This is a genomic window from Sphingobium sp. DC-2, assembly GCF_000722555.1.
Taxonomy (GTDB): domain Bacteria; phylum Pseudomonadota; class Alphaproteobacteria; order Sphingomonadales; family Sphingomonadaceae; genus Sphingobium; species Sphingobium quisquiliarum.
The window spans coordinates 277,841-298,083 of record NZ_JNAC01000165.1 but is presented as its reverse complement, the minus strand read 5'-3'; the positions used below and the strand labels follow the sequence as shown (position 1 = coordinate 298,083).

At 63.8% G+C, this 20,243-nt stretch carries 18 protein-coding genes and 2 tRNA genes; 9 read left to right on the top strand and 11 right to left on the bottom strand.

Annotated elements, in window-relative coordinates; all coding sequences use genetic code 11:
- Both ET21_RS0125395 and gyrA read right to left on the bottom strand, forming a co-directional pair.
- On the bottom strand, positions 1 to 311 hold a 311-nt coding region (locus ET21_RS0125395; protein WP_051768322.1), incomplete at its 3' end, for a DUF952 domain-containing protein.
- The gene (gene gyrA / locus ET21_RS0125390; protein WP_030541865.1) at positions 308 to 3,040 is read right to left on the bottom strand and encodes a DNA gyrase subunit A; all 2,733 of its coding nucleotides are present in this window, start codon (positions 3,038 to 3,040) and stop codon (positions 308 to 310) included. The genes ET21_RS0125395 and gyrA, both read right to left, overlap by 4 nt.
- Before the next feature lie 231 nt (positions 3,041 to 3,271).
- On the opposite strand from gyrA, the gene ET21_RS0125385 reads away from it, so the two are divergent.
- Together ET21_RS0125385 and ET21_RS0125380 are read left to right on the top strand one after the other, a co-directional pair.
- On the top strand, positions 3,272 to 4,546 hold the full coding sequence (locus tag ET21_RS0125385) for a hypothetical protein (protein ID WP_030541864.1): 1,275 nt from the start codon (positions 3,272 to 3,274) through the stop codon (positions 4,544 to 4,546).
- A gap of 129 nt (positions 4,547 to 4,675) precedes the next feature.
- On the top strand, positions 4,676 to 5,926 hold the full coding sequence (locus tag ET21_RS0125380) for a hypothetical protein (RefSeq protein ID WP_037471865.1): 1,251 nt from the start codon (positions 4,676 to 4,678) through the stop codon (positions 5,924 to 5,926).
- Positions 5,927 to 5,943: 17 nt separating this feature from the next.
- Here the strand turns inward: ET21_RS0125380 and ET21_RS0125375 are convergent, their stop codons facing one another.
- Positions 5,944 to 6,417, bottom strand: a complete 474-nt coding sequence (locus ET21_RS0125375) for an Lrp/AsnC family transcriptional regulator (protein WP_021238354.1) — start codon at positions 6,415 to 6,417, stop codon at positions 5,944 to 5,946.
- A gap of 186 nt (positions 6,418 to 6,603) precedes the next feature.
- Here ET21_RS0125375 and ET21_RS0125370 point away from each other — a divergent pair, with 186 nt between their 5' ends.
- From ET21_RS0125370 to ET21_RS0125355, 4 genes are all read left to right on the top strand, one after another.
- Positions 6,604 to 8,367 carry a HAMP domain-containing sensor histidine kinase gene (locus ET21_RS0125370; protein WP_030541862.1) on the top strand — a complete coding sequence of 588 codons (1,764 nt, stop codon included), beginning with the start codon at positions 6,604 to 6,606 and terminating at the stop codon, positions 8,365 to 8,367.
- 43 nt (positions 8,368 to 8,410) lie between these two features.
- The gene (locus tag ET21_RS0125365; RefSeq protein WP_030541861.1) at positions 8,411 to 9,448 is read left to right on the top strand and encodes a polysaccharide deacetylase family protein; all 1,038 of its coding nucleotides are present in this window, start codon (positions 8,411 to 8,413) and stop codon (positions 9,446 to 9,448) included.
- 24 nt (positions 9,449 to 9,472) lie between these two features.
- Positions 9,473 to 9,548 (top strand) — tRNA-Ile (locus tag ET21_RS0125360).
- 420 nt (positions 9,549 to 9,968) lie between these two features.
- Positions 9,969 to 11,240, top strand: coding sequence for an alginate export family protein (locus ET21_RS0125355; RefSeq protein WP_030541860.1), 1,272 nt, complete (start codon positions 9,969 to 9,971; stop codon positions 11,238 to 11,240).
- 50 nt (positions 11,241 to 11,290) lie between these two features.
- Here the strand turns inward: ET21_RS0125355 and ET21_RS0125350 are convergent.
- From ET21_RS0125350 to ET21_RS0125340, 3 genes are all read right to left on the bottom strand, one after another.
- Positions 11,291 to 11,367, bottom strand: a tRNA-Pro gene (locus tag ET21_RS0125350).
- A gap of 152 nt (positions 11,368 to 11,519) precedes the next feature.
- Entirely contained in the window at positions 11,520 to 11,738 is a 219-nt protein-coding gene (locus ET21_RS0125345; RefSeq protein ID WP_021236644.1) for a hypothetical protein, read from the bottom strand.
- A gap of 155 nt (positions 11,739 to 11,893) precedes the next feature.
- The gene (locus ET21_RS0125340; protein WP_030541859.1) at positions 11,894 to 13,270 is read right to left on the bottom strand and encodes a M28 family peptidase; all 1,377 of its coding nucleotides are present in this window, start codon (positions 13,268 to 13,270) and stop codon (positions 11,894 to 11,896) included.
- Between the two features lie 102 nt (positions 13,271 to 13,372).
- On the opposite strand from ET21_RS0125340, the gene ettA reads away from it, so the two are divergent.
- Positions 13,373 to 15,058, top strand: a complete 1,686-nt coding sequence (ettA, locus tag ET21_RS0125335) for an energy-dependent translational throttle protein EttA (protein WP_021236642.1) — start codon at positions 13,373 to 13,375, stop codon at positions 15,056 to 15,058.
- 292 nt (positions 15,059 to 15,350) lie between these two features.
- On the opposite strand, the gene ET21_RS0125330 is transcribed toward ettA, so the two are convergent.
- From ET21_RS0125330 to ET21_RS0125320, 3 genes are read right to left on the bottom strand one after another with little or no spacing between them, the layout of a single operon-like run.
- Entirely contained in the window at positions 15,351 to 15,632 is a 282-nt protein-coding gene (locus ET21_RS0125330) for an acylphosphatase (protein ID WP_030541858.1), read from the bottom strand.
- The gene (locus tag ET21_RS0125325) at positions 15,632 to 16,402 is read right to left on the bottom strand and encodes an NYN domain-containing protein (protein WP_030541857.1); all 771 of its coding nucleotides are present in this window, start codon (positions 16,400 to 16,402) and stop codon (positions 15,632 to 15,634) included. Before ET21_RS0125325 ends, ET21_RS0125330 begins: the two co-directional genes overlap by 1 nt.
- The gene (locus ET21_RS0125320; RefSeq protein ID WP_030541856.1) at positions 16,402 to 17,055 is read right to left on the bottom strand and encodes a carbonic anhydrase; all 654 of its coding nucleotides are present in this window, start codon (positions 17,053 to 17,055) and stop codon (positions 16,402 to 16,404) included. Before ET21_RS0125320 ends, ET21_RS0125325 begins: the two co-directional genes overlap by 1 nt.
- Positions 17,056 to 17,120: 65 nt before the next feature.
- Here ET21_RS0125320 and lipA point away from each other — a divergent pair, with 65 nt between their 5' ends.
- Complete coding sequence (lipA, locus tag ET21_RS0125315) at positions 17,121 to 18,056, top strand: lipoyl synthase (RefSeq protein WP_051768325.1); 936 nt, start codon at positions 17,121 to 17,123, stop codon at positions 18,054 to 18,056.
- 6 nt (positions 18,057 to 18,062) lie between these two features.
- Positions 18,063 to 18,533, top strand: coding sequence for a type II toxin-antitoxin system RatA family toxin (locus ET21_RS0125310; RefSeq protein ID WP_021236637.1), 471 nt, complete (start codon positions 18,063 to 18,065; stop codon positions 18,531 to 18,533).
- Here the strand turns inward: ET21_RS0125310 and ET21_RS0125305 are convergent.
- Together ET21_RS0125305 and ET21_RS0125300 are read right to left on the bottom strand one after the other, a co-directional pair.
- The gene (locus ET21_RS0125305) at positions 18,485 to 18,997 is read right to left on the bottom strand and encodes a CinA family protein (protein WP_030541854.1); all 513 of its coding nucleotides are present in this window, start codon (positions 18,995 to 18,997) and stop codon (positions 18,485 to 18,487) included. The genes ET21_RS0125310 and ET21_RS0125305 overlap by 49 nt on opposite strands.
- Before the next feature lie 5 nt (positions 18,998 to 19,002).
- Complete coding sequence (locus tag ET21_RS0125300; RefSeq protein WP_030541853.1) at positions 19,003 to 20,178, bottom strand: bifunctional 2-C-methyl-D-erythritol 4-phosphate cytidylyltransferase/2-C-methyl-D-erythritol 2,4-cyclodiphosphate synthase; 1,176 nt, start codon at positions 20,176 to 20,178, stop codon at positions 19,003 to 19,005.
- Positions 20,179 to 20,243 lie beyond the last annotated feature (65 nt).

The following is a 20,243-nucleotide window of genomic DNA, read 5'->3' as shown; positions in this document are numbered from 1 at the left end:
TCCTTGTTGCCCATTATGCCCGGCCACACACGGAAATCCTGACAGTCCCCATATAAGTGCGGAAAGAGGGCGCCGCCGCGTGACTCTTCCCACCTTATCGCCTCGCCGAAGGGGGCGAGGTCGATCATCAGCATCACCAGATAGTCCTGGGCGGCAAAATGCTTGGCGGCGGTTTCGGCGGCCTGCTCGCGGGTGGACAGGTGGATGTAGCCGTCCCGCAGGTCGACGGGCGCGCCCTTGAACGTGCCGTCGGCCTTTAGCTGGTCATACTGATCCCTGGTCAGGATCTTGTAGGCGAAGAGGTCGGTCACTCCTCGCTGAGGTCCGGGTCGGCTTCGGGGCTGACGTCCGGGCTGACTTCCAGGCCCGCCGGGGTGGTCACTTCGGTTTCCTCGTCGCTTTCCTCGATCTTCGCGGCGCTGACGACATGCTCGCCATCGGACACGTTGAAGAGGCGGACGCCTGCCGAGTTGCGGCCGATGACGCGCAGGGAATCGAGGCCCATGCGGATCAGCTTCGCCTGATCGGTGACGAGCATCAGATGATCGCCATGGCGCGCCGGGAAGCTGGCGACGACCGGGCCGTTGCGCCCGATATTGTCGATATTGGTGATCCCCTGGCCGCCGCGTCCGGTGCGGCGATAGTCATAGGCCGAGGACAGCTTGCCATAGCCATTGGCGCAGACGGTGAGGATGAACTGTTCCTTCCCCTGTAGTTCGGCGAAACGCTCGTCGCTCATCTGCGGCGAGCCCTCCTTCTCCGGCTTCCACGGGGCGAAGCGGAGATAATCCTCGCGCTCATCCTGCGTGGTGCCTGCGCGGTGAAGAATGGAGAGGGAAATAACCTCATCATCCTTTTTCAGGGTCATGCCGCGCACGCCGGTCGAGGTGCGGCTCTGGAACTCGCGCACATCGGTAGCCTTGAAGCGGATCGCCTTGCCCTGACGGGTGGCGAGCAGCACGTCATCCTCCTCGGAAAGCAGCGCAACGCCAATCAGCCGATCCTCGCTCTCGTCATCGAAGCGCATCGCGATCTTGCCGTTGCTGGGCACGTTGGCGAAGGCGTCCATGCTGTTGCGGCGGACCGTGCCGTTCGCAGTGGCGAACATGACGTGCAGGTCCTTCCAGCTATCCTCATCCTCCGGCAGCGGCAGGACGGTCTGGATCGTTTCGCCGGGGCCGAGCGGGAGCAGGTTCACCATCGGGCGGCCGCGCGTCGCCGGGCCGCCTTCGGGCAGGCGCCAGACTTTCAGGCGATAGACCTTGCCCGCTGTCGAGAAGAAGAGGACCGGCGTGTGGGTCGAGGTCACGAACAGTTCGGTGATCGCGTCCTCATCCTTGGTCGCCATGCCGGAGCGGCCCTTGCCGCCGCGCCCCTGGGCGCGGAAGCTCTCAAGCGGGGTGCGCTTGATATAGCCCTGCACGGTGACGGTGACGACCATCTCCTCGCGCTCGATCAGGTCTTCATCCTCGATGCCATCGGCGGCGGCGGTGATCTCCGACAGGCGCGGGGTGGCGAAGTCGCGCTCGATCGCCTCAAACTCCTCGCGCATGACGGCGTAGAGCTTCTGCCGGTTGCCGAGGATTTCGAGATATTCGGCGATGGCGGAAGCGAGTTCGGCCAGTTCGTTGCCGATCTCGTCACGGCCGAGCGCGGTCAGGCGATGCAGGCGCAGGTCGAGGATGGCGCGCACCTGCGTGTCCGACAGGCGATAGGTCTCGCCGGTCGCTTCGGTCTCGATCGCTTCGACCAGGCGCAGATAGGGCGCGATCTCCGCCACCGGCCAGTCACGGGCGAGCAGGGTTTCGCGCGCTTCGGCCGGGCTGGCCGAACCACGGATGATGCGGACGACTTCATCAAGGTTCGTGACCGCGATGACGAGGCCCAGCAAGATATGCGCGCGGTCGCGGGCCTTGTTGAGTTCGTACTTGGTGCGGCGGGTGATGACCTCTTCGCGGAAGCGGACGAAGGCCTCGATAATGTCGCGGATGTTGAGCAGTTCGGGGCGGCCGCCGCGAATGGCGAGCATGTTGGCCGGGAAGCTCGACTGCGCCGGGGTGTTGCGCCAGAGCTGGTTCAGCACGACTTCCGGCGTGGCGTCGCGCTTGAGGTCCATGACGATGCGCACGCCTTCGCGGCTCGATTCGTCGCGAATGTCGCTGATCCCCTCGATCCGCTTGTCCTTGGCGGCTTCGGCGATCTTTTCCACAAGGCCGTTCTTGCCGACCTGATAGGGGATAGCGGTGAGGACGATGGAACGGCGGTCGCCGCGGCCTTCCTCCACCACATGACGCGAGCGCATCATGATCGAGCCGCGCCCGGTATGATAGGCGCTGCGGGCGCCCGATTGGCCGAGGATCAGCGGAGCGGTGGGAAAATCGGGGCCAGGAACGATCTGGATGATGTCGTCCACGCTGATCGCCGGATTGTCGATATAGGCGAGGCAGGCGCGGATCACTTCGCCAAGGTTATGGGGCGGAATGTTGGTCGCCATGCCGACCGCGATGCCCCCCGCGCCGTTGACCAGCAGGTTCGGGAAGCGCGCGGGCAGGACCTGCGGCTCGCTTTCGGAGGCGTCATAATTGGGCTGGAAATCGACGGTGTCCTTGTCGAGATCCTCCAGCAGCGCGTTGGTGACCTTGGCAAGGCGCGCTTCGGTGTATCGCATGGCCGCCGGCGGATCGGGGTCCATGGAACCGAAATTCCCCTGACCATCGATCAGCGGCACGCGCATCGACCAGTCCTGCGTCATGCGCGCCAACGCGTCATAGATCGCGCTGTCGCCATGAGGGTGATATTTACCGATCACGTCGCCGACGATGCGCGCGGACTTGCGATAGGGCTTGTTATACTGGAAGCCCGATTCATGGGCGGAAAAGAGGATGCGGCGATGCACCGGCTTCAATCCGTCGCGCACGTCCGGCAGGGCGCGGGCGACGATCACCGACATGGCGTAGTCGAGATAGCTCGCCTTCATCTCGTCCACGATGGAGATGGGGCTGATGTCCGAAGGGTCGGCGAGGGCAGTCTCGTCGGTCAATGCGATTCTCTTTTTGGATGGAACTGTTTCGTTGCTCATGCACTAGCGGAGCGAAACAAATCTGTCACCCCTCACGCACGCGCGCGCGCTCGCGTCGATCAAGCTGCAAGAAGGGGCTGACAGGCCGCAAAGGGGTGCATATACGCTGTTCAAACGTCATTCACGCGCCGTCCCCTACCCGGCGCTTAACCAAAGGCCGCCTGTCCCCCGGGCGCAGAGGAGAAGATGATCATGCGATTTGTTACCCCAGTGGCGCTCGCGCTGGCTCTGGCGCTGACCGGCGGCGCTGTTTCGGCCCCGGCGATGGCGGCGAAGAAGGATGAGAAGAAGGGCGGCGCGCCCAAGCTGAACGTCTCGCCGGACGTGATCAAGTCGCTGCAAGCCGCGCAGGCGGCCACCCAGAAGAATGATTTCGCGGCGGCAAAGGCCGCGCTGGCCGAAGCCGACGCCAAGGCGCAGTCGAACGACGACAAATATCAGATCGGCGCGATCAAGCTGAACGCGTCGATCGCCGCGAAGGACAGCGCGTTGCAGGGTGAGGCGCTGGCCCAGATGCTGGACAGCGGCCTGACGCCGCCCGACCAGGCGGGCCAGTTCAACGCCGTCGCCGCCGAACAGGCGTTGCAGGCGAAGAATTACGACCTCGCCATCTCGCGCGGCAAGGCGGCGATCCAGGCGGGCTACAAGCCGGACATGGTCAATGTCACGCTGGCCCAGGCCTATTTCGGCAAGGCGGGCACCGCCAATGCGGGCGCCGAACCGGCGCGCAGCCTCAACCAGCAGGGCCTTGCCGCGCTGAAGGCTGCGGTCGACGCGACCAAGGCGGCCGGCGGGCAGGTTCCCGCGCAATGGTATCAGATCGGCGTCAGCCGGGCCGCGAGCGCCCGCCTGCCTGAAACCGCCGAATGGGCGAAGGCCGCCTATCAGGCGCAGCCGAGCGGCGAAAATCTTCGCACGCTCGTCCGCCTGTTCCAGCAGTCCAATCCCAACATCACCAACCGCGAAAATCTGGACGTGCTGCGCCTGATGGCGGCGTCGGGCGGGCTGGTCGTCGCGGGCGACTATACCGAATATGCCGAAATGGCGTCCAAGACCGGCATCTATGGCGAAGTGAAGTCGGCCATCGACGCGGGGCGGGCGAAGGGCGTGCTGAGCGGATCGGCCGGGGCCGACCTCTACCAGACGGCGACGCCGAGGATCAGCAGCGACAAAAGCTCGCTCCCCGCTGCGGAAGCGGACGCGCGCAAGGCGGCCAATGGCAAGATCGCGGCAGCGACCGCCGACGCCTATCTGGGCTATGGCGACTATGCCAAGGCCGCGGCGATGTTCGAACTGGCCAAGCAGAAGGGCGGCGTCGACGCCGACGAGGTCAACACGCGCCTGGGCATAGCAAAGGCGCTGGGCGGCGATGTCGCGTCGGCCAAGGCGGCGTTCCAGTCCGTGCAGGGCGGCACGCGCAAGCAGATCGCCGACCTGTGGCTCGCCTATCTGGCGACCAAGGCCTGATGAGAATGGCGCGCCTGTCCGGTGCGGGCGCGCCCTCATTCCAGTAGCGGTGAAAGAACAGGGACCGGCGCTCAGACGCCGGAAATGAAAAGGGGACGGCCCGACATGGCCCGCGTGCGACTATCGACTATGAATTACGGGTTTCTGGCCGCTGCCGCATTGATGGCGGCCGGGACACCAGCGATGGCGAAGAAGGCCCCGGCCGGGCCTGTCGTCCAGATGTCCGAATCCTTCCGCACGGCGGCGCAGGCCGCCGACGCAGCGATCAAGGCGGGAGACGCGGCGTCGGCGCAGGCGCGGATCGCCGGGCTGATGCCGTCGAGCGATTTCGAAGCCTATGTGGCGGCAGGGCTGCGGTTCGAAATGGCGGTGCTGAAACGCGATTTCCAGGCGCAGCGCGTCGCGCTGACCGATATGTTCAAGACCAGTTCGGTGCCCAAGAAGGATGCGCCGCGCCTGCGCTACGTCGCTGGCTACCTGTCCTATGTCGTCGGCAATTATGACGATGCGCTGGCCCAGCTCGATTACGCCAAGACGCTGGGCTATGACGGGATCGATGCGACGATGCTGCGCGCGGACATCTACCTGCGCAAGAACAAGCCGAAGGATGCGCGCCCCTATGTCCAGGAAGCGCTCGCCCGTCAGCGGGCCTCTGGCCAGCCGATCCCGGCCGCCTGGTATGACCGGGCCATTTCCATGGCCTATGCCGCCGGGGATTGGCAGGAAGTCGGATCGCTCTACCGCGAACGGCTGACGAAATATGAGTCGGCGGGCGAGTGGCGTTCCGGGCTGGTCAATTATCTGACAGCGCCCGGCATGGAATCCCAGGTCCAGCTCGATCTCTACCGCTTGCAGGCCGCCAATGGCGCGATGGCGAGCGAGCGCGACTATCAGGCCTATGCGCAATTCGCCGAAAAGGCGGGCAACTATGCGGAGGCCAAGGCGATCATCGAAGCCGGGCGCGCCGCTGGCAAGCTGACCGCGACGCAAGCAACAACCGCGTCGCTGATGAAGAGTGTAACGCCCAAGGCCGCCAAGCAGATCGCCGCTCTGCCCGCCGCCGCGAAGAAGGCTGCGTCCGCGAAGGACGGAACCGCCGCGCTGGCGGTTGCGGACGATTATTTCTCGCTCAGCCAGTTTCCTCAGGCAGTGGAGCAATACCGGCTGGCGCTGAGCAAGGGCGGCATCGATCAGAACCGGGCCAATACCCGGCTAGGCATCGCGCTGGCACGGTCGGGCGATCTGGCGGGCGGCAAGGCGGCGCTGGCGCAGGTCAATGGCAATTGGGCCAATGTCGCCGGTTTCTGGTCGGTGTGGATCGACCAGCAGAGCCGCAAGGTCGCGCAAAACCCGGCGGCTGCCGCTTCCCCGGCCAGCTAGGGCAAGGCCGCTGCCGGTCAGACCGGCAGCGGCACGCCGGGCAGGTTCTTGGACGTGCGGATGGTGAGCGACGTCTTGACGCTCACCACGTTCGGCGCGGGCGTCAGCTTTGACGTCAGGAACTGCTGGAAGCTTTGCAGGTCGCGCGCGACCACCTTCAGGATGAAGTCGATTTCGCCGTTCAGCATGTAGCATTCCCGCACTTCGGGAAGGGTGGCGATATGGTCCTCGAACGCCTTGAGGTCCGCTTCCGCCTGGCTCTTGAGGCTGACCATGGCGAAGACCGTGATGGTGTAGCCCAGCATCGCCGGGTTGACGACCGCATGATAGGAATTGATCGCGCCGCTTTCCTCCAGCGCGCGGACGCGGCGGAGGCAGGGCGGGGCGGTCAGGCCGACCTTGCGCGCAAGCTCCACATTGGTCATCCGGCCGTCCTGCTGCAACTCGCCCAGGATATGCAGATCGATGTCGTCGATATTGGGACCGGCCATCGCTTCGCTTATTTCCTTTCTCGATTCTTGCCCGGCATCATAATAATATTTCAGGGCAATGCAATTTGTCCCACTATGCGACGATCCCAAATGGTCATGGCGCGTCCCTTTCGTTTTGGCGGGCGAAGCCCTATTCTTCACTCGTGATTTTCCCCTGCGGCCGGTGCTGCATGCTGCTGGGGCTCAATGGGGAATGATGTGCGCTTCAACGATCTGATGCAGACGGTTCTGGCCGCAGAGAATAGAAGCGGCCTGGGCGCGGTGACATTGTGGCGGCAATGCGTGGACCTGCTGGCGCAGAATGACAGGGCCGACCGCAAGCCGCTGCCGGAAGAGGAGCGCGCGGCGTTGCTGGGGCGGCTGGAGGAATTGCGGCCGCAACTGTCCGAAACGCAGCGGATCGCGACGGTGGTCGAGCTGGGCGCGCGGCTGCGATCGCCTGCGCTGGTGGAATTTTTCGCCAGCGACCGCCCGTCTATCGCCGCGGCGGCCATGTCGCGCGCGCGGCTGCCGGATGAGATATGGGCACAGCTTCTGCCGCAACTGACGCCGACGGCGCGCGGCGTGCTGCGGGGGCGGCGGGACTTGGGACCGGCGGCGGTGCAGGCGCTGGAGGCGTTCGGACCGGCCGACCTGGTGCTGACCACCGATGTGCAGGATGCGGCAGAGGACATGCTGCTGACCGAGGACATGGTCGTCCCCGCCGCGCAGGAAAGCGCCGGAGAAGCGGACGCTCCGGCCGGGTTGCGGCAGGACGCGCCTTCCCCGGCGGAAGCGGACGAGCCGGAGGCTGGGGACAACCAGATCCGCAACCTTGTCAGCCGCATCGAACGCTTCACCAGCACGCGGCGTTCTCCCGACGCGACGGCAGCGCCGCCCCGCGTCGAAGATGCGACGAGCGTGCGCAGCTTCGCTTTCGAAACCGACGCGGCGGGCATGATCATATGGATCGACCAGGGACCGCGCGCCGCGCTGATCGGCCTGTCGCTGGGCGAGACATCGCTGCCGGGCGCGAGCGGGCCGGACGGCAGCGTGGCTGGCGCCTTCCTGCGCCGCAGCGGTTTCCAGAACGGCCGCTTCACCATCGTTGGCGGAGCCATGGCGGGGGAATGGAGGCTGTCCGCCACCCCCTTCTTCGATCCGCGATCGGGCCGTTTTCAGGGCTATCGCGGGCAGGCGAGACGGCCTTATCTGCACGAGGTGGCCGCCGCGCCGCTGGCCGAGCCGGTGTCGGTCGCCGGGCTTTCGGCGGATTCGCTGCGGCAGTTGGTGCATGAGCTGCGAACGCCGCTGAACGCCATTCTGGGCTTTGCCGATATTATCGAACAGGAATTGTTCGGACCCAGCGGACCGGAATATCGCGAGATGGCGGGCAAGATCGCGATCGACGCGCGGCATCTGCTCGCCGCCTTCGACGATCTGGATTTGGCCGCCCGCGTCTCGCGCGGCGAGGGGGGCGAAATGCTGAGCGCCGTCGATCCTGCCCTGCTGGTGACGCAAGTGTCCACCCGCTTTCAGGAGCAGGGCGAAGGCAGCGGTGCGCAGGTCGATATCGACATGGGATCTTCCCTGCCGCTCGTCCGCATCGATCCAGTGCAGGGCGAACGAATGGTGCAGCATCTGATGCGCACGGTCATTTCGGTAATGGCTCCCGGCGAGGCGCTGACCGGCGCTTGCTGGTTCCAGCATGATGGCGGCAATGGCTGCGTGGTGCTGGGCGTCGATCGCCCGGCGAGCCTGGCGGACCTTGAGGAAGAACAGCTGCTCGATCCCGGCTATACGGCGGAGGGCGATTGGGCGGACGGGCCTCTGCTGGGCCTTGGCTTTTCCCTGCGCCTGATCCGCAGTCTGGCGGCCGGGAGCGGCGGGACCTTGCAGATCACGCCCGATCGCTTCCTGCTGTCCATGCCTGCGCTGGGCCTGAGGGAAGATGCGGCGGGCAACGCCTGAACAGAGCAATTCAATCGCAACCATTGCGCGCTAGCACAGGGGCATGACCCCTGTTTTCCATGACGGCAATCTGCTCCGCCCGCCAGCGCCTGAGGATATGATCGCGCTCGACCCGGCATTCGGCACGCGCTTCATGCTGTTCGTCGATACGGAGGAGGAGTTCGACTGGAACGCCCCTTTCAACCGGTCTGCCAATGCCGTCACTGCGCTGGCGGGCATGGAGCGCGGGCAGCGCTATTTCGCGGCGGCCGGGATAAGGCCTGTCTATGTGACGGACTATCCGGTTGTGGACAGCGATGCGGCGGCGGCGATGATGGGGCGCTGGCTGGCGGATGGAGCGGCGGACATCGGCGCGCACCTGCATCCATGGGTGAACCCTCCTCATGTGGAGCAGGTGACGGCGGCGAACAGTTATGCGGGATTCCTGCCCGAAGCGCTGGAGCGAGCCAAGCTGGAGGCGCTTTGCCAGCGCATCGCGGACCGGTTCGGGCAGCGGCCCATCGTATACCGCGCGGGGCGCTACGGCGTCGGACCCCATAGCGCGCGATTGCTGGAGGGGTTGGGGTTCAAGCTCGACAGTTCCGTGCGCAGCCGCTTCGATTATTCCGGGCAGCATGGGCCGGATTTCAGGGGAATGCCGCTCCATCCTTATTGGGCAGGGCCTGGGCGGCGGCTGATGGAGTTGCCGCTGTCCACCGCCTTTACCGGGCTGCTGCGCCGGTCGGGCGGGCGCTGTTATGAAGCGGCGCGGCGCGCGGGGCGGCTGGGTGGCGCGCTGGCGCGGGCGGGCATGTTGAGCCGCGTGCCGCTGACGCCCGAAGGCGTGCCGCTGCGCGACGCCATCCGGGCAATCGACGCGCTGATGGAGGAAGGTGTGAGGGTGCTGAGCTTCAGCTTCCATTCGCCCACGCTTGAGCCGGGGCATACGCCCTATGTGCGGGACGAGAGCGATCTGACCGCATTTTATCGCTGGTGGGACGGGGTGCTGGAGCATCTTGCAAGGCGCAATGTTCAGGCGGCGGCGCTGGAGCAGCTGCTTGCCGCCGTGCCGCGACGCGGAGAGGCTTGCAAAGCCGCCTGATGCCTCCTAATCCCGCGACAGGTGGGGCCTGTAGCTCAATGGTTAGAGCTGGCCGCTCATAACGGCTAGGTTGCGGGTTCGAGTCCTGCCGGGCCCACCAATCCTCACATCGGTTTATCTATGCGGACGCGCCGGCGCATGGGCAAAATTGTGCGGTGCAAAAAAATCGCTTGCGACTCGATCCAATCGATGACAGCTTTCCTTCGCCGGAGCAGGGTAGCTTCGGTACATAGGTGATCCTTGCCGATGACGGTGAGGGTTGCTGGCGATCCCAGTGGATCGAAATTGGCAATGACGCCGCCCGGACAGGTCCGACAGACCTGCTTCCTGGCGGCTTTTTTGTTGCTTTTCAGCCGTGGACGCGAATGCGCGCCGCGGACTTCATCTTCCTTTCGACCGGAGCAGGTTTCCGGCGGCGGCTGGCTGCATGCCTTCCGCGCCGGGACGGGCTTGGCCGGGAAGGATCTGGGGAGAGGGCGCCCTGAATGGCTCAAGCCATCGGGAGCGATGAGGGGGACGTATGAGGAATGTTTGTCTGATGCTGTCGGCGAGTGCTTTGGCCAGTGCCGCCACGCCGGTTCTGGCGCAGGAGGTCATGTTCAAGCCGATCATCGACGCGCGGCTGCGCTATGAAATGGTGGAGCAGGACGGCCCTTTGCCCTTGCAGGAAAGCCGGGATGCCGATGCCGTGACGATGCGGATGCGCGCTGGCGGGGAATTGTCGAAGGGTCCGTTCGCTTTCCTGGCCGAGGCCGAAGGGACGCTCGCCCTTGACGAGGATTATAATAGCGGCGTGAACGGCAAGACGCTTTATCCGATCGTGCCCGATCCTGAAAATGTCGAGGTGAACCGGGTCCAGCTGCAATACCGGACCAGGCCGTTGATCGTCACATTGGGCCGTCAGCGCATCAATCTGGACGATCAGCGCTTTGTCGGGTCCGTGGCATGGCGGCAGAATGAGCAGACGTTCGATGCCCTGCGCATCGAATATATGGGGGTGAAGGACCTGAAGGTCGATGTCACCTACGCCATTTCGGCACGGACGATCTGGGGCATTGATGGCGGGAAGTTCGGATCGGCCAACCGGCCGACGCGGATCGACGGTGACAATGTCTTCGCCAATGTCTCCTACAAGACGAAGCTGGGCACCGTGACGGGCTTTGCCTATCTGGTGGACCAGGACGAGGCTGTACCCGCGCTGCTCCGCAACAGCAGCCAGACCTATGGCGCGCGCTTTGCCGGGGCCGTGCCGCTTACGGGAAAGGTGAAGCTCAGCTATCTGGCCAGCTATGCCCGGCAAAGCGATCGTGCCAAAAACCCGGTCGACTATTCGGCGGATTATGTTGCGGCCGAGCTGGGGTTGGACGTCGCGGCGTTCAAGCTGACCGCTGGATATGAATTGCTGGGATCGGATCGGGACGCGGCCGGTGCTGCGGGAGGATTCGCCTTTCAGACGCCCTTTGCGACGCTGCACAAGTTCAACGGCTGGGCCGACAAATTCCTGACGACCCCCGCGACAGGGCTTCAGGACTATTATGCCGGGGTCGCCTATAGCTTGCCCAAGGTGGGGAAGGCGGGACCGCTGGTGGCGTCATTCACCTTTCATCGATTCAGCAGCGACCGGCAGTCGATCCATTATGGCGACGAATATGATGCGCAGTTGACGTTGAAGATCGACACGCATCTGAGCGCCCTTGTGAAATATGCCGATTATGACCGGCAGGGCATCGCCAGCTTTGCGGGGGACGCTGACAGCCGGAAATTCTGGGCTCAGATCGACTATGCGCTTTGAGGCCGGTCCCGGTGCGGGGACTCAGCCGGGATAGGGCATGAGAGTGAAATTGGTCGGGGAGACAGGATTCGAACCTGCGACCCTCTGCTCCCAAAGCAGATGCGCTACCAGGCTGCGCTACTCCCCGACGCTTGCGCCTTAGCGGCGAAGGAGGCTTGCCGTCAATCGGCGTTGATGGCGGGAATGGCCCACCATCCATGTTGCTGACGGATGCGCCCGCCACAACGAAGAAGGGCGGACCAAACGGCCCGCCCTTCGGAAATCTCGCTGACGCGAAGATTATTCGGCAGCGTTCGCGGCGTTCGAAGCAGCGTTCGCGGCGTTGTCAGCAGCATTGTCAGCCGCGTTGGCAGCGTTGTCGGCTGCGTTGGCAGCGTTTTCGACGACGTTTTCGACAACAGCGTTCGAAGCGTTCGCGGTCTCGTTAGCCGGCTTCTCACCGCAAGCGGCGAGGGCCATCAGGCCGGCCGAAGCGAAAACAACAGCGATCTTCTTCATTGTGTACGGCTCCCATAGCATATTGCCGCGTTGGTCCGTTCATGACGTCACCTACGCGAGCGACCCGCATTAACGTGTGCGTTGCACAAATCAATGCTTTTCTACGTCGGTGAAGCGACGGAATCACGCGACGGGTCGTTGTCTACAATAAAAGTTCACTTATTGGCTAGTGATTCCGATGCGTTTGCCGCCAAATGGAGAGTAACTGCCCAGGCGGCGACATTCTGCTGCAATTGCGCTGGATCGACCTTGTCCAGCGTATCGTCCCGCGTGTGGTGAATGTCGAAATAACGCGTGCCGTCCTGTTGAAGGTCGATGACCGGAACGCCCGATTTCACGAGAGGCTCTATATCCGCGCCGCCGCCCGCAGCGACGCGGCTGGCCGCGATGCCCAATGGCCCAAGCGCGTCCGCGATCCGCCGGGCAATCGCTTCCTGCCCTTTCCCAAAACCGAAATCGACGCGCCATATGCGATCGGCGCCAAAGTCCGATTCCATGGCAAGGACGTGGCGTTCGCTGGCATGCGCGGCGAAATAGGCCCTGGCACCGTCTCCGCCGACTTCCTCCGCGCCCGCAAGGAGCAGGCGGATGGTCCGGCGGGGTGTTCCAGTTTTGGCGGCATGCAGGGCCGCGGCAGCGATGATCCCGCAGCCTGACGCATCGTCGATCGCGCCAGTGCCCTGATCCCAACTGTCGAGATGGCAGGCGGCGAGGACGAGTCCGGCGGCCGGGTCGCTGCCGGGAATCTCCGCTATCACATTGCCGGATGGCTGGTCCTTGAGCATCCTGGAGATAAGCGTCAGATGGACACGCACCGGCTGTCCGCGGGAGATGATGCGCGTGAGTTGTTCGGCATCCGGGATGCTGAGCGCCGCCGCCGGGATCGGCTTGACGCCATCGGCCCACATCTGGACGCCGCTGTGCGGCTGCCGATGCTTGTCCGTGCCGATCGAGCGGATCAGAATGGCGATCGCGCCCTTTTTGGAAGCGATGCTGGGCCCCTGACGGCGGACCGCGCCGAAATAGCCGTAGGAAGACCCGTCCTGCGTCGCATGCATGGCATGGCTGACGAAAGCGATCTTGCCCTTCAGGCTGCCTTCGGGAGCCGCTTCGAGCGCGGCGAGGGACGGGAAATAGGCGACCTCGCCCTCGATACCCTTGGCAGGCGTGGAGGCGCTGTTGCCAAGCGCGGCGAGCACGAGCTTCTGGGGGAAGGGGGCCAGCACCTGCGCTTCGTCCCGCACCCTCTCCCATACCGGCATGCGGTAAGATTCTGCGCGCACGTTCGAGAAGCCTAGCGCCTTCAATCGCGCCACGGCCCAGTCGCGGGCGCGCGCCTCCTGCGGCGTTCCTGCGGGGCGGGGGCCGACTTCGGTGGTGAGTCCCTCCACGAAATCATAGGCCGTCTGATCCGCCAGCGCGGCCGATCGAATCGCCTCGACAGGATCGGCCGATGCGCCTCGCGCGAGGGAGGGGGCAGCCATGCCGCTCAGCAGCAGCATAACCAGCGAAAACGGTCGGATTTTCTGCATGAATGATGGTGTAACCGGCCATCACCCATTTGCCAACGTGCGCGGCGTTCGCTAACTCCGGGCCAAATTTTCCTGTTTACCCCATCGGAGCTGCTTCAAGCCATGTCCGCCTCGTCCCAATACGCCTTCGTCATGAAGAACATGACCAAGAGCTTTCCCGGCGCCCAGAAGCCGGTGCTCAACGGCATCAACCTGCAATTTTATCGCGGCGCCAAAATCGGCATCGTCGGCCCGAACGGCGCGGGCAAGTCCACGCTGATGAAGATCATGGCCGGGATCGACAAGGATTTTACCGGCGAAGCATGGCCGGGTGAGAATATCACCGTTGGTTACCTGCCGCAGGAGCCGCAGCTCGACCCTGCCAAGACTGTCCTTGAAAATGTGAAGGACGGCGCGCGCGAGATCGCGGACAAGCTCGATCGGTTCAACGAAATCAGCATGATCATGGCCGATCCGCCGGAAGACGCCGATTTCGATGCGCTGATGGAAGAGATGGGGTCGTTGCAGGAGCAGATCGACGCAGTCGACGGCTGGACGCTCGACAACCAGCTTGAAATCGCGATGGAAGCGCTGCGCTGCCCGCCTTCGGACTGGGCGGTGGACAATCTGTCGGGCGGTGAAAAACGCCGCATCGCCCTGACGCGCCTGCTGATCCAGAAGCCGGACATCCTGCTGCTGGACGAACCGACCAACCATCTGGATGCCGAAAGCGTCGAGTGGCTGGAAAATCACTTGAAGGAATATGCCGGTGCGGTGCTGATGATCACCCACGACCGCTATTTCCTGGACAATGTGGTCGGGTGGATACTGGAACTCGATCGCGGCAAATATTTCCCGTACGAAGGCAACTATTCCACCTATCTGGAGAAGAAAGCCAAGCGCCTGGAGCAGGAGGACCGCGAGGAATCCGGCCGCCAGAAGGCGATCAAGGACGAGTTGGAATGGATTCGTGCTGGCGTCAAAGGCCGGCAGACCAAGTCCAAGGCGCGCATCAAGAAGTTCGAGGAACTGGTCGCGAGCCAGGAGAACCGCATCCCTGGCAAGGCGCAGATCGTCATTCAGGTGCCCGAACGCCTTGGCGGCAAGGTGATCGAGGCGAAGAACATCAGCAAGGCCTATGGCGACAAGCTGCTGTTCGAGAATCTGTCCTTCACGCTGCCGCCGGGCGGCATCGTCGGCGTTATCGGACCGAACGGGGCGGGCAAGTCAACGCTGTTCAAGATCATCACCGGGCAGGAACAGCCCGATTCGGGTGAGATCGATGTCGGTTCGACCGTGCGCCTGGGCTATGTCGACCAGAGCCGCGACCATTTAGACCCGTCGAAAAATGTCTGGGAAGAAGTGTCCGATGGCCTGGATTATGTGAAGGTCAACGGGCACGATATGTCGACCCGCGCCTATGTGGGCGCCTTCAACTTCAAGGGGCAGGACCAGCAGAAGAATGTCGGCAAGCTGTCGGGCGGTGAGCGCAATCGCGTCCACATCGCCAAGATGCTGAAGAAGGGCGGCAATGTGCTGCTGCTCGACGAACCGACCAACGACCTGGACGTCGAAACGCTGGGCGCGCTGGAAGAGGCCATCGAGAATTTCGCCGGTTGCGCCGTGGTCATCAGCCACGACCGCTTCTTCCTCGATCGTCTGGCCACGCATATCCTGGCGTTCGAGGGCAACAGCCATGTCGAATGGTTCGAGGGCAATTTCGAAATGTATGAGGAAGACAAGCGCCGTCGCCTGGGCGATGCGGCGGATCGTCCGACCAGCCTTGCCTATAAGAAGCTAACTCGCTGATTTAACTGGCAGTTGCAGAAATTGCAACGCGGATAACGGCTTTCGCACTTGCGGAATTTAATGCCGCATCGCACATAGGAAGGGCCTTTCAGGCATCCTCTCCTAAAAACTTTCCGGCCGGTCCTTCGGGATCGGCCTTTTTTTTATTGATGCCTTATTCTTCCCATTTCCCGCTTTCTGAGTTTGCAGAACCGGGGGCGGGTTTGGAAAAAAGCGCGGTACTCCTGCGCATGCAGTAGCGCAGTTGAAGCGTCTGATGGACGGCGCGTCTTATTGATGCTTGGCCGCGCCCTTAGGCTGTCGGACGCTTATCGAAGGTTGTTAGTCCCTCTGGTGCCACTTCGGCGGAGTCGATGTTCGCGACTCTCGCAGCGGGCGGCCCCTCGTGGGCGCGTTGAATGAATAGCTCGACCGCTTCGGGTGCGCCTTCCACCCAAGCTTCGACGCGCCCGTCCGCCTTGTTACGGACCCATCCGGCAAGGTTGAGATCGCGCGCGGTCTGCACGGTCCAGTTACGGTAGAAGACGCCCTGCACCTGGCCGGTGATCAGCAGATGCCGTGCGATCATGGTCATCAACGCACCCGCTTGATCCAGGTCTGGCCATTTTCACGCGTTTCCGTGATGAAATTGGGGATGGCCTGCACAAGGTCGGACAGCCGTTTGAAGCCATAGTTGCGCACGTCGAAGCTGGAACGATTGCCGACCCGCTGGCCAACGGGTCCCAGGGCTGCAAAGCCATTCTGGTCGCGCTTGGCCGTGTCATAGGCTTCGATCAGGAGCCGCACGACTTCATCATCCACCTTCTTGACGCCGCTCTTGGCTGTTTCATCCGGCTGCGCGGAAGCGGGATCGGCGGCGGTCACCTCCGGCAGGGGTTGTCCGGCAGTTTCGGCAAGCGACCGGGCGAGCGCCGCCACGTCGATGAAGCGGGTGCATGCGCGGCGGAAACCTTCGGGCGTCTTTTCCGATCCGAAGCCGTATACGTCGATTCCCTCCTGGCGTATCCTGGTGACGAGCGGCGTGAAATCGCTGTCGCTGGACATCAGGCCGAAGCCGGTGACGCGTCCGCCCGCCATCAGGTCCATGGCGTCGATCGTCATCTTCATATCCGTGGCGTTCTTGCCCTTGGTCAGATCGAACTGCTGCTGCGTTTCGATTGCCTGGGTAACGGCCTGGCGCGCCCATCCCTTGAGAGCGGGCTTGCTCCAGTTACCGTAGGCGCGGCGAATGTTGACAGTGCCGAGTTCGGCCAGAACCGTCAGTACCGGGTCGAAATGGTCGGCGGAAGCGTTGTCGGCGTCGATCAGCAGGGCCACATTGCCGCTGGGGATCGTCGAGGCCATCAGGCGGATTCCAGCGCCGCCGGATGGAAATTCCCGCTCTGTTCGTCCAGCAGATGCAGTTGCCCGTCAGCGATGGCGAAGAAGGCGCCGATCAGCTTCAACTCGCCAGCACGTTCCTTGGAGCGCACGCAGGGGAAGGTGCGCAGATTGGCCAGGCTGACCTTCACGCCTTCCTGTTCCATCGCCCGGTGCGCGTCGCGCCCGCGATCGTCGCCAAAGCGGCTGATCACCGTTTCGCGCGCAGGGTCCAGCATGTCGATCCAGTTGTGGATGAAGCCACCTTCGCCCGGAGGCGCATCCTTCAATTCCTGGCTGAGCGCAGCCTTGCAGCCGCCGCATTTGCCATGGCCCATGACCACGATCTCCCGGACCTTCAGGACCTGAACCGCGAATTCGAGGGCGGCCGAAACGCCGTGATGGCCCGGAGTCGTTTCAAACGGCGGGACCAGCGCGGCCACGTTGCGTACGACGAATATCTCGCCGGGCAGGGTGTCGAAAATCTGTGCCGGATCGACGCGGCTGTCGGAGCAGGCGATGACCATGACTCCGGGACTCTGCCCTTCGTTCAGTTCGTCCCATCGCCCGCGCTGTTGCGTCCAGCCAGTGTTGCGGAAGCGGCGATAGCCCTGGAGCATGTCTGCAAAGTCGGTCATGGGCAAGTCTCTGCCGGACAATCTGGGGGCTGGCAAGAGCGTGCTTGCATCGCTATCTGGGGCGCATGAACGATGTCGTCCCGAACGCCGCCCTGAAGCCCGAGCGCGTCCGCAAGCCGGACTGGATACGCGTGAAGGCGCCGGTCAGCCCCGGTTACCACGAGACGCGCAAGCTGATGCGCGAAAAGGGGCTGGCGACGGTGTGCGAGGAAGCGGCATGTCCCAATATCGGGGAATGCTGGACCAAGAAGCATGCCACGGTCATGATCCTGGGTGACGTGTGCACGCGGGCCTGCGCCTTCTGCAACGTCAAGACGGGCATGCCGCGCAAGGTCGATCCCAATGAGCCGCAGAATCTGGCCGACGCCTGCGCGGAAATGGGGTTGGAGCATATCGTCATCACCTCGGTGGACCGCGACGACCTGCCCGATGGTGGCGCTTCGCAGTTCGTGAAGGTGATAGAGGCGCTGCGCCGGACCACGCCGGGCACGACGATCGAGATACTGACTCCCGATTTCCGCAACAAGCATGAGCGCGCGGTCGAGATGATCGTCGCCGCGCGGCCGGACGTCTATAACCATAATCTGGAAACAGTGCCCCGGCTTTACCCCACCATTCGCCCCGGCGCGCGTTACTATGCGTCGCTGCGGCTGCTGGAGTCGGTGAAGAAACTGGACCCGTCGATCTTCACCAAGTCCGGCATCATGCTGGGCCTGGGCGAGGAGCGGCTGGAAGTGCATCAGGTGATGGATGACATGCGATCGGCCGACATCGATTTCCTGACCATGGGCCAATATCTTCAGCCGACGCCGAAGCATGCGAAGGTGATGGAGTTCGTCGCCCCGGCGGCGTTCAACGCCTATGCCGCGATCGCGCGGGCGAAAGGCTTCCTGCAAGTCGCGTCGAGTCCGCTGACGCGCTCCAGCTATCATGCAGGCAAGGATTTTGCCGAGATGCGGGCGGCGCGTGAAACACAACTGGCCAAACAGCAGGCGCGCTGATCCGCAATGCCGAAGCATCACGAAACGCGGCCTTTGCCTTATACACCGGACCAGATGTTCAACCTGGTGTCGGACGTGGCGGCCTATCCGCAATTCCTGCCGTGGATCAGCGCGATCCGCGTCCGGTCAGACAGTGATGCTGAAATGGTCGCGGACATGATCGTGGGGTTCAAGGGCATCAAGGAAAGCTTTTCCTCCCGAGTCCACAAGCATCGGCCCGATTATGTCCGGGTCGATTATCTGGAGGGCCCGCTCAAGCATCTGCACAATGAATGGCGCTTCCGCGACGATGGCAAGGGCGGGACGCTGGTGGATTTCGAAGTCGAGTTCGAATTCAAGAACCGCCTGTTCGAGATGCTGGCCGGGCAGATGTTCGACAAGGCGCTGCGCAAGATGATCGGCGCGTTCGAAACGCGGGCGGCGCAGCTTTACGGAGATTCAGGCAGCAAAAGCTCCAGCGCGCAGAGCGCCGCCTGAAGGCGCACGCCGCCGCGGCCATTATTTTCAAAGTGCCGCATGTCGGCAAGGACGGTATCCGGTGACGCGCCGCGTTCGGCCCGCGCGAACACCACCGTGCCCACGGGCTTCTGCTCCGACCCACCGCCCGGCCCCGCGATGCCCGTGATGGCGACGGCGACGCTGGCATGGCTTTTGATCAGCGCCCCCTGCGCCATTGCCCAGGCGGTCGCGATCGATACAGCCCCGAAGGTCTCCAGCACATCCTGAGAGACCTTGAGAAGCTCATTCTTCATATCGTTGGAATAAGTGATAAATCCCGCTTCGAACACGTCGGACGAACCGGCGATTTCGGTAAGCGCGGCCGACACCAGCCCGCCGGTGCAGCTTTCCGCCACGGCGATGGTGCGGCCAGCGCGGCGGTTGGCGATGATGACGCGCTCGGCAAGATCGACCAGCGGCGCGGGAAGGATGCTGTCAGGCATAATGGTCAGGATAGCGCGGGGAGGGCGAGGGTTGCAACCGCCTGCGCGGCGATGCCTTCGCGGCGGCCGGTGAAACCCAGGCGTTCGGTGGTGGTCGCCTTCACGCTCACCCGGTCAAGGCCGATGGCGAGAATCTCCGCGATGCGCTGACGGATGGAATCGCGATGCGGCCCGATCTTGGGCGCTTCGCAGATGATGGTAAGGTCGATATGCTCGATCCGCCCTCCGCGCGCGGTTACACGATCGGCGGCATATTCGAGGAAGCGGGACGAGGCCGCTCCCCGCCATTGCGGATCGGATGGGGGGAAGTGGCTGCCGATATCGCCCTCCGCCAAGGCTCCCAGCAGCGCGTCGACAATGGCATGGAGGGCGACATCGGCGTCGCTGTGCCCGGCAAGGCCGTGATCATGGTCGATCCGCACGCCGCCCAGCCACAATTCCTCGCCAGCGGCAAGGCGATGGACGTCATAGCCCATGCCGACGCGTGTCGTGCGCTGGGCGGACAGGCGCGCTTCGGCCCGGGCGAAATCCTGAGGATAGGTCAATTTCTCCAGCCTTTCATCGCCTTCGACAAGGATGACGTCATGGCCCTGTTCCCGCAGCATCTGGGCATCGTCGGTAGCTTCGCGGTCCTCGTCCCATCCGCGATGGGCAGCGAGTATCGCATCGAAGTGGAAGGCTTGGGGCGTTTGCACGCGGAAAAGGGCGCTGCGGTCCACGACCGGCCCGGCGCGGCCTTCATCGCCCCTGACCAGCGTATCGGCGACAGGCAGAGCCGGGACGGCTCCGGCATGAAGGTCGAGTGCGGACAGGAGTCGATCGATCACCTCGCCCGGCAGGAAAGGGCGGGCGGCATCGTGAATGAGGACGCGTTCCGCTCCTCCCGATGCGGCCATGGCTTCAAGGCCCGCCCGAACCGATCCCCGGCGGCTGTCTGCGCCCGCGACGATCCCGGCGATCGGGCGGCCGGGCAGCAGGGCGCGTACGGCCTCTTCCTGCCCAGCTCCCGCCACCAGCAGGATGGCGTCGATCGCGGCATGGGCAGCGAGCGCATCGACGGCATGGACAAGCACCGGCTTGCCCGCGATCTGCCGGAACTGCTTGGGCATGTCGCCGCCCGCGCGGCTTCCCTGACCCGCCGCCACGAGCAGCGCCACGACGCCATGCTTGATCTTCATCATGGCGCGGCCTGTAGCGGAGGGGCGGGCGGTCCGCCAGACCCAGCTTGCTTGCCGCCGGTGCGCTT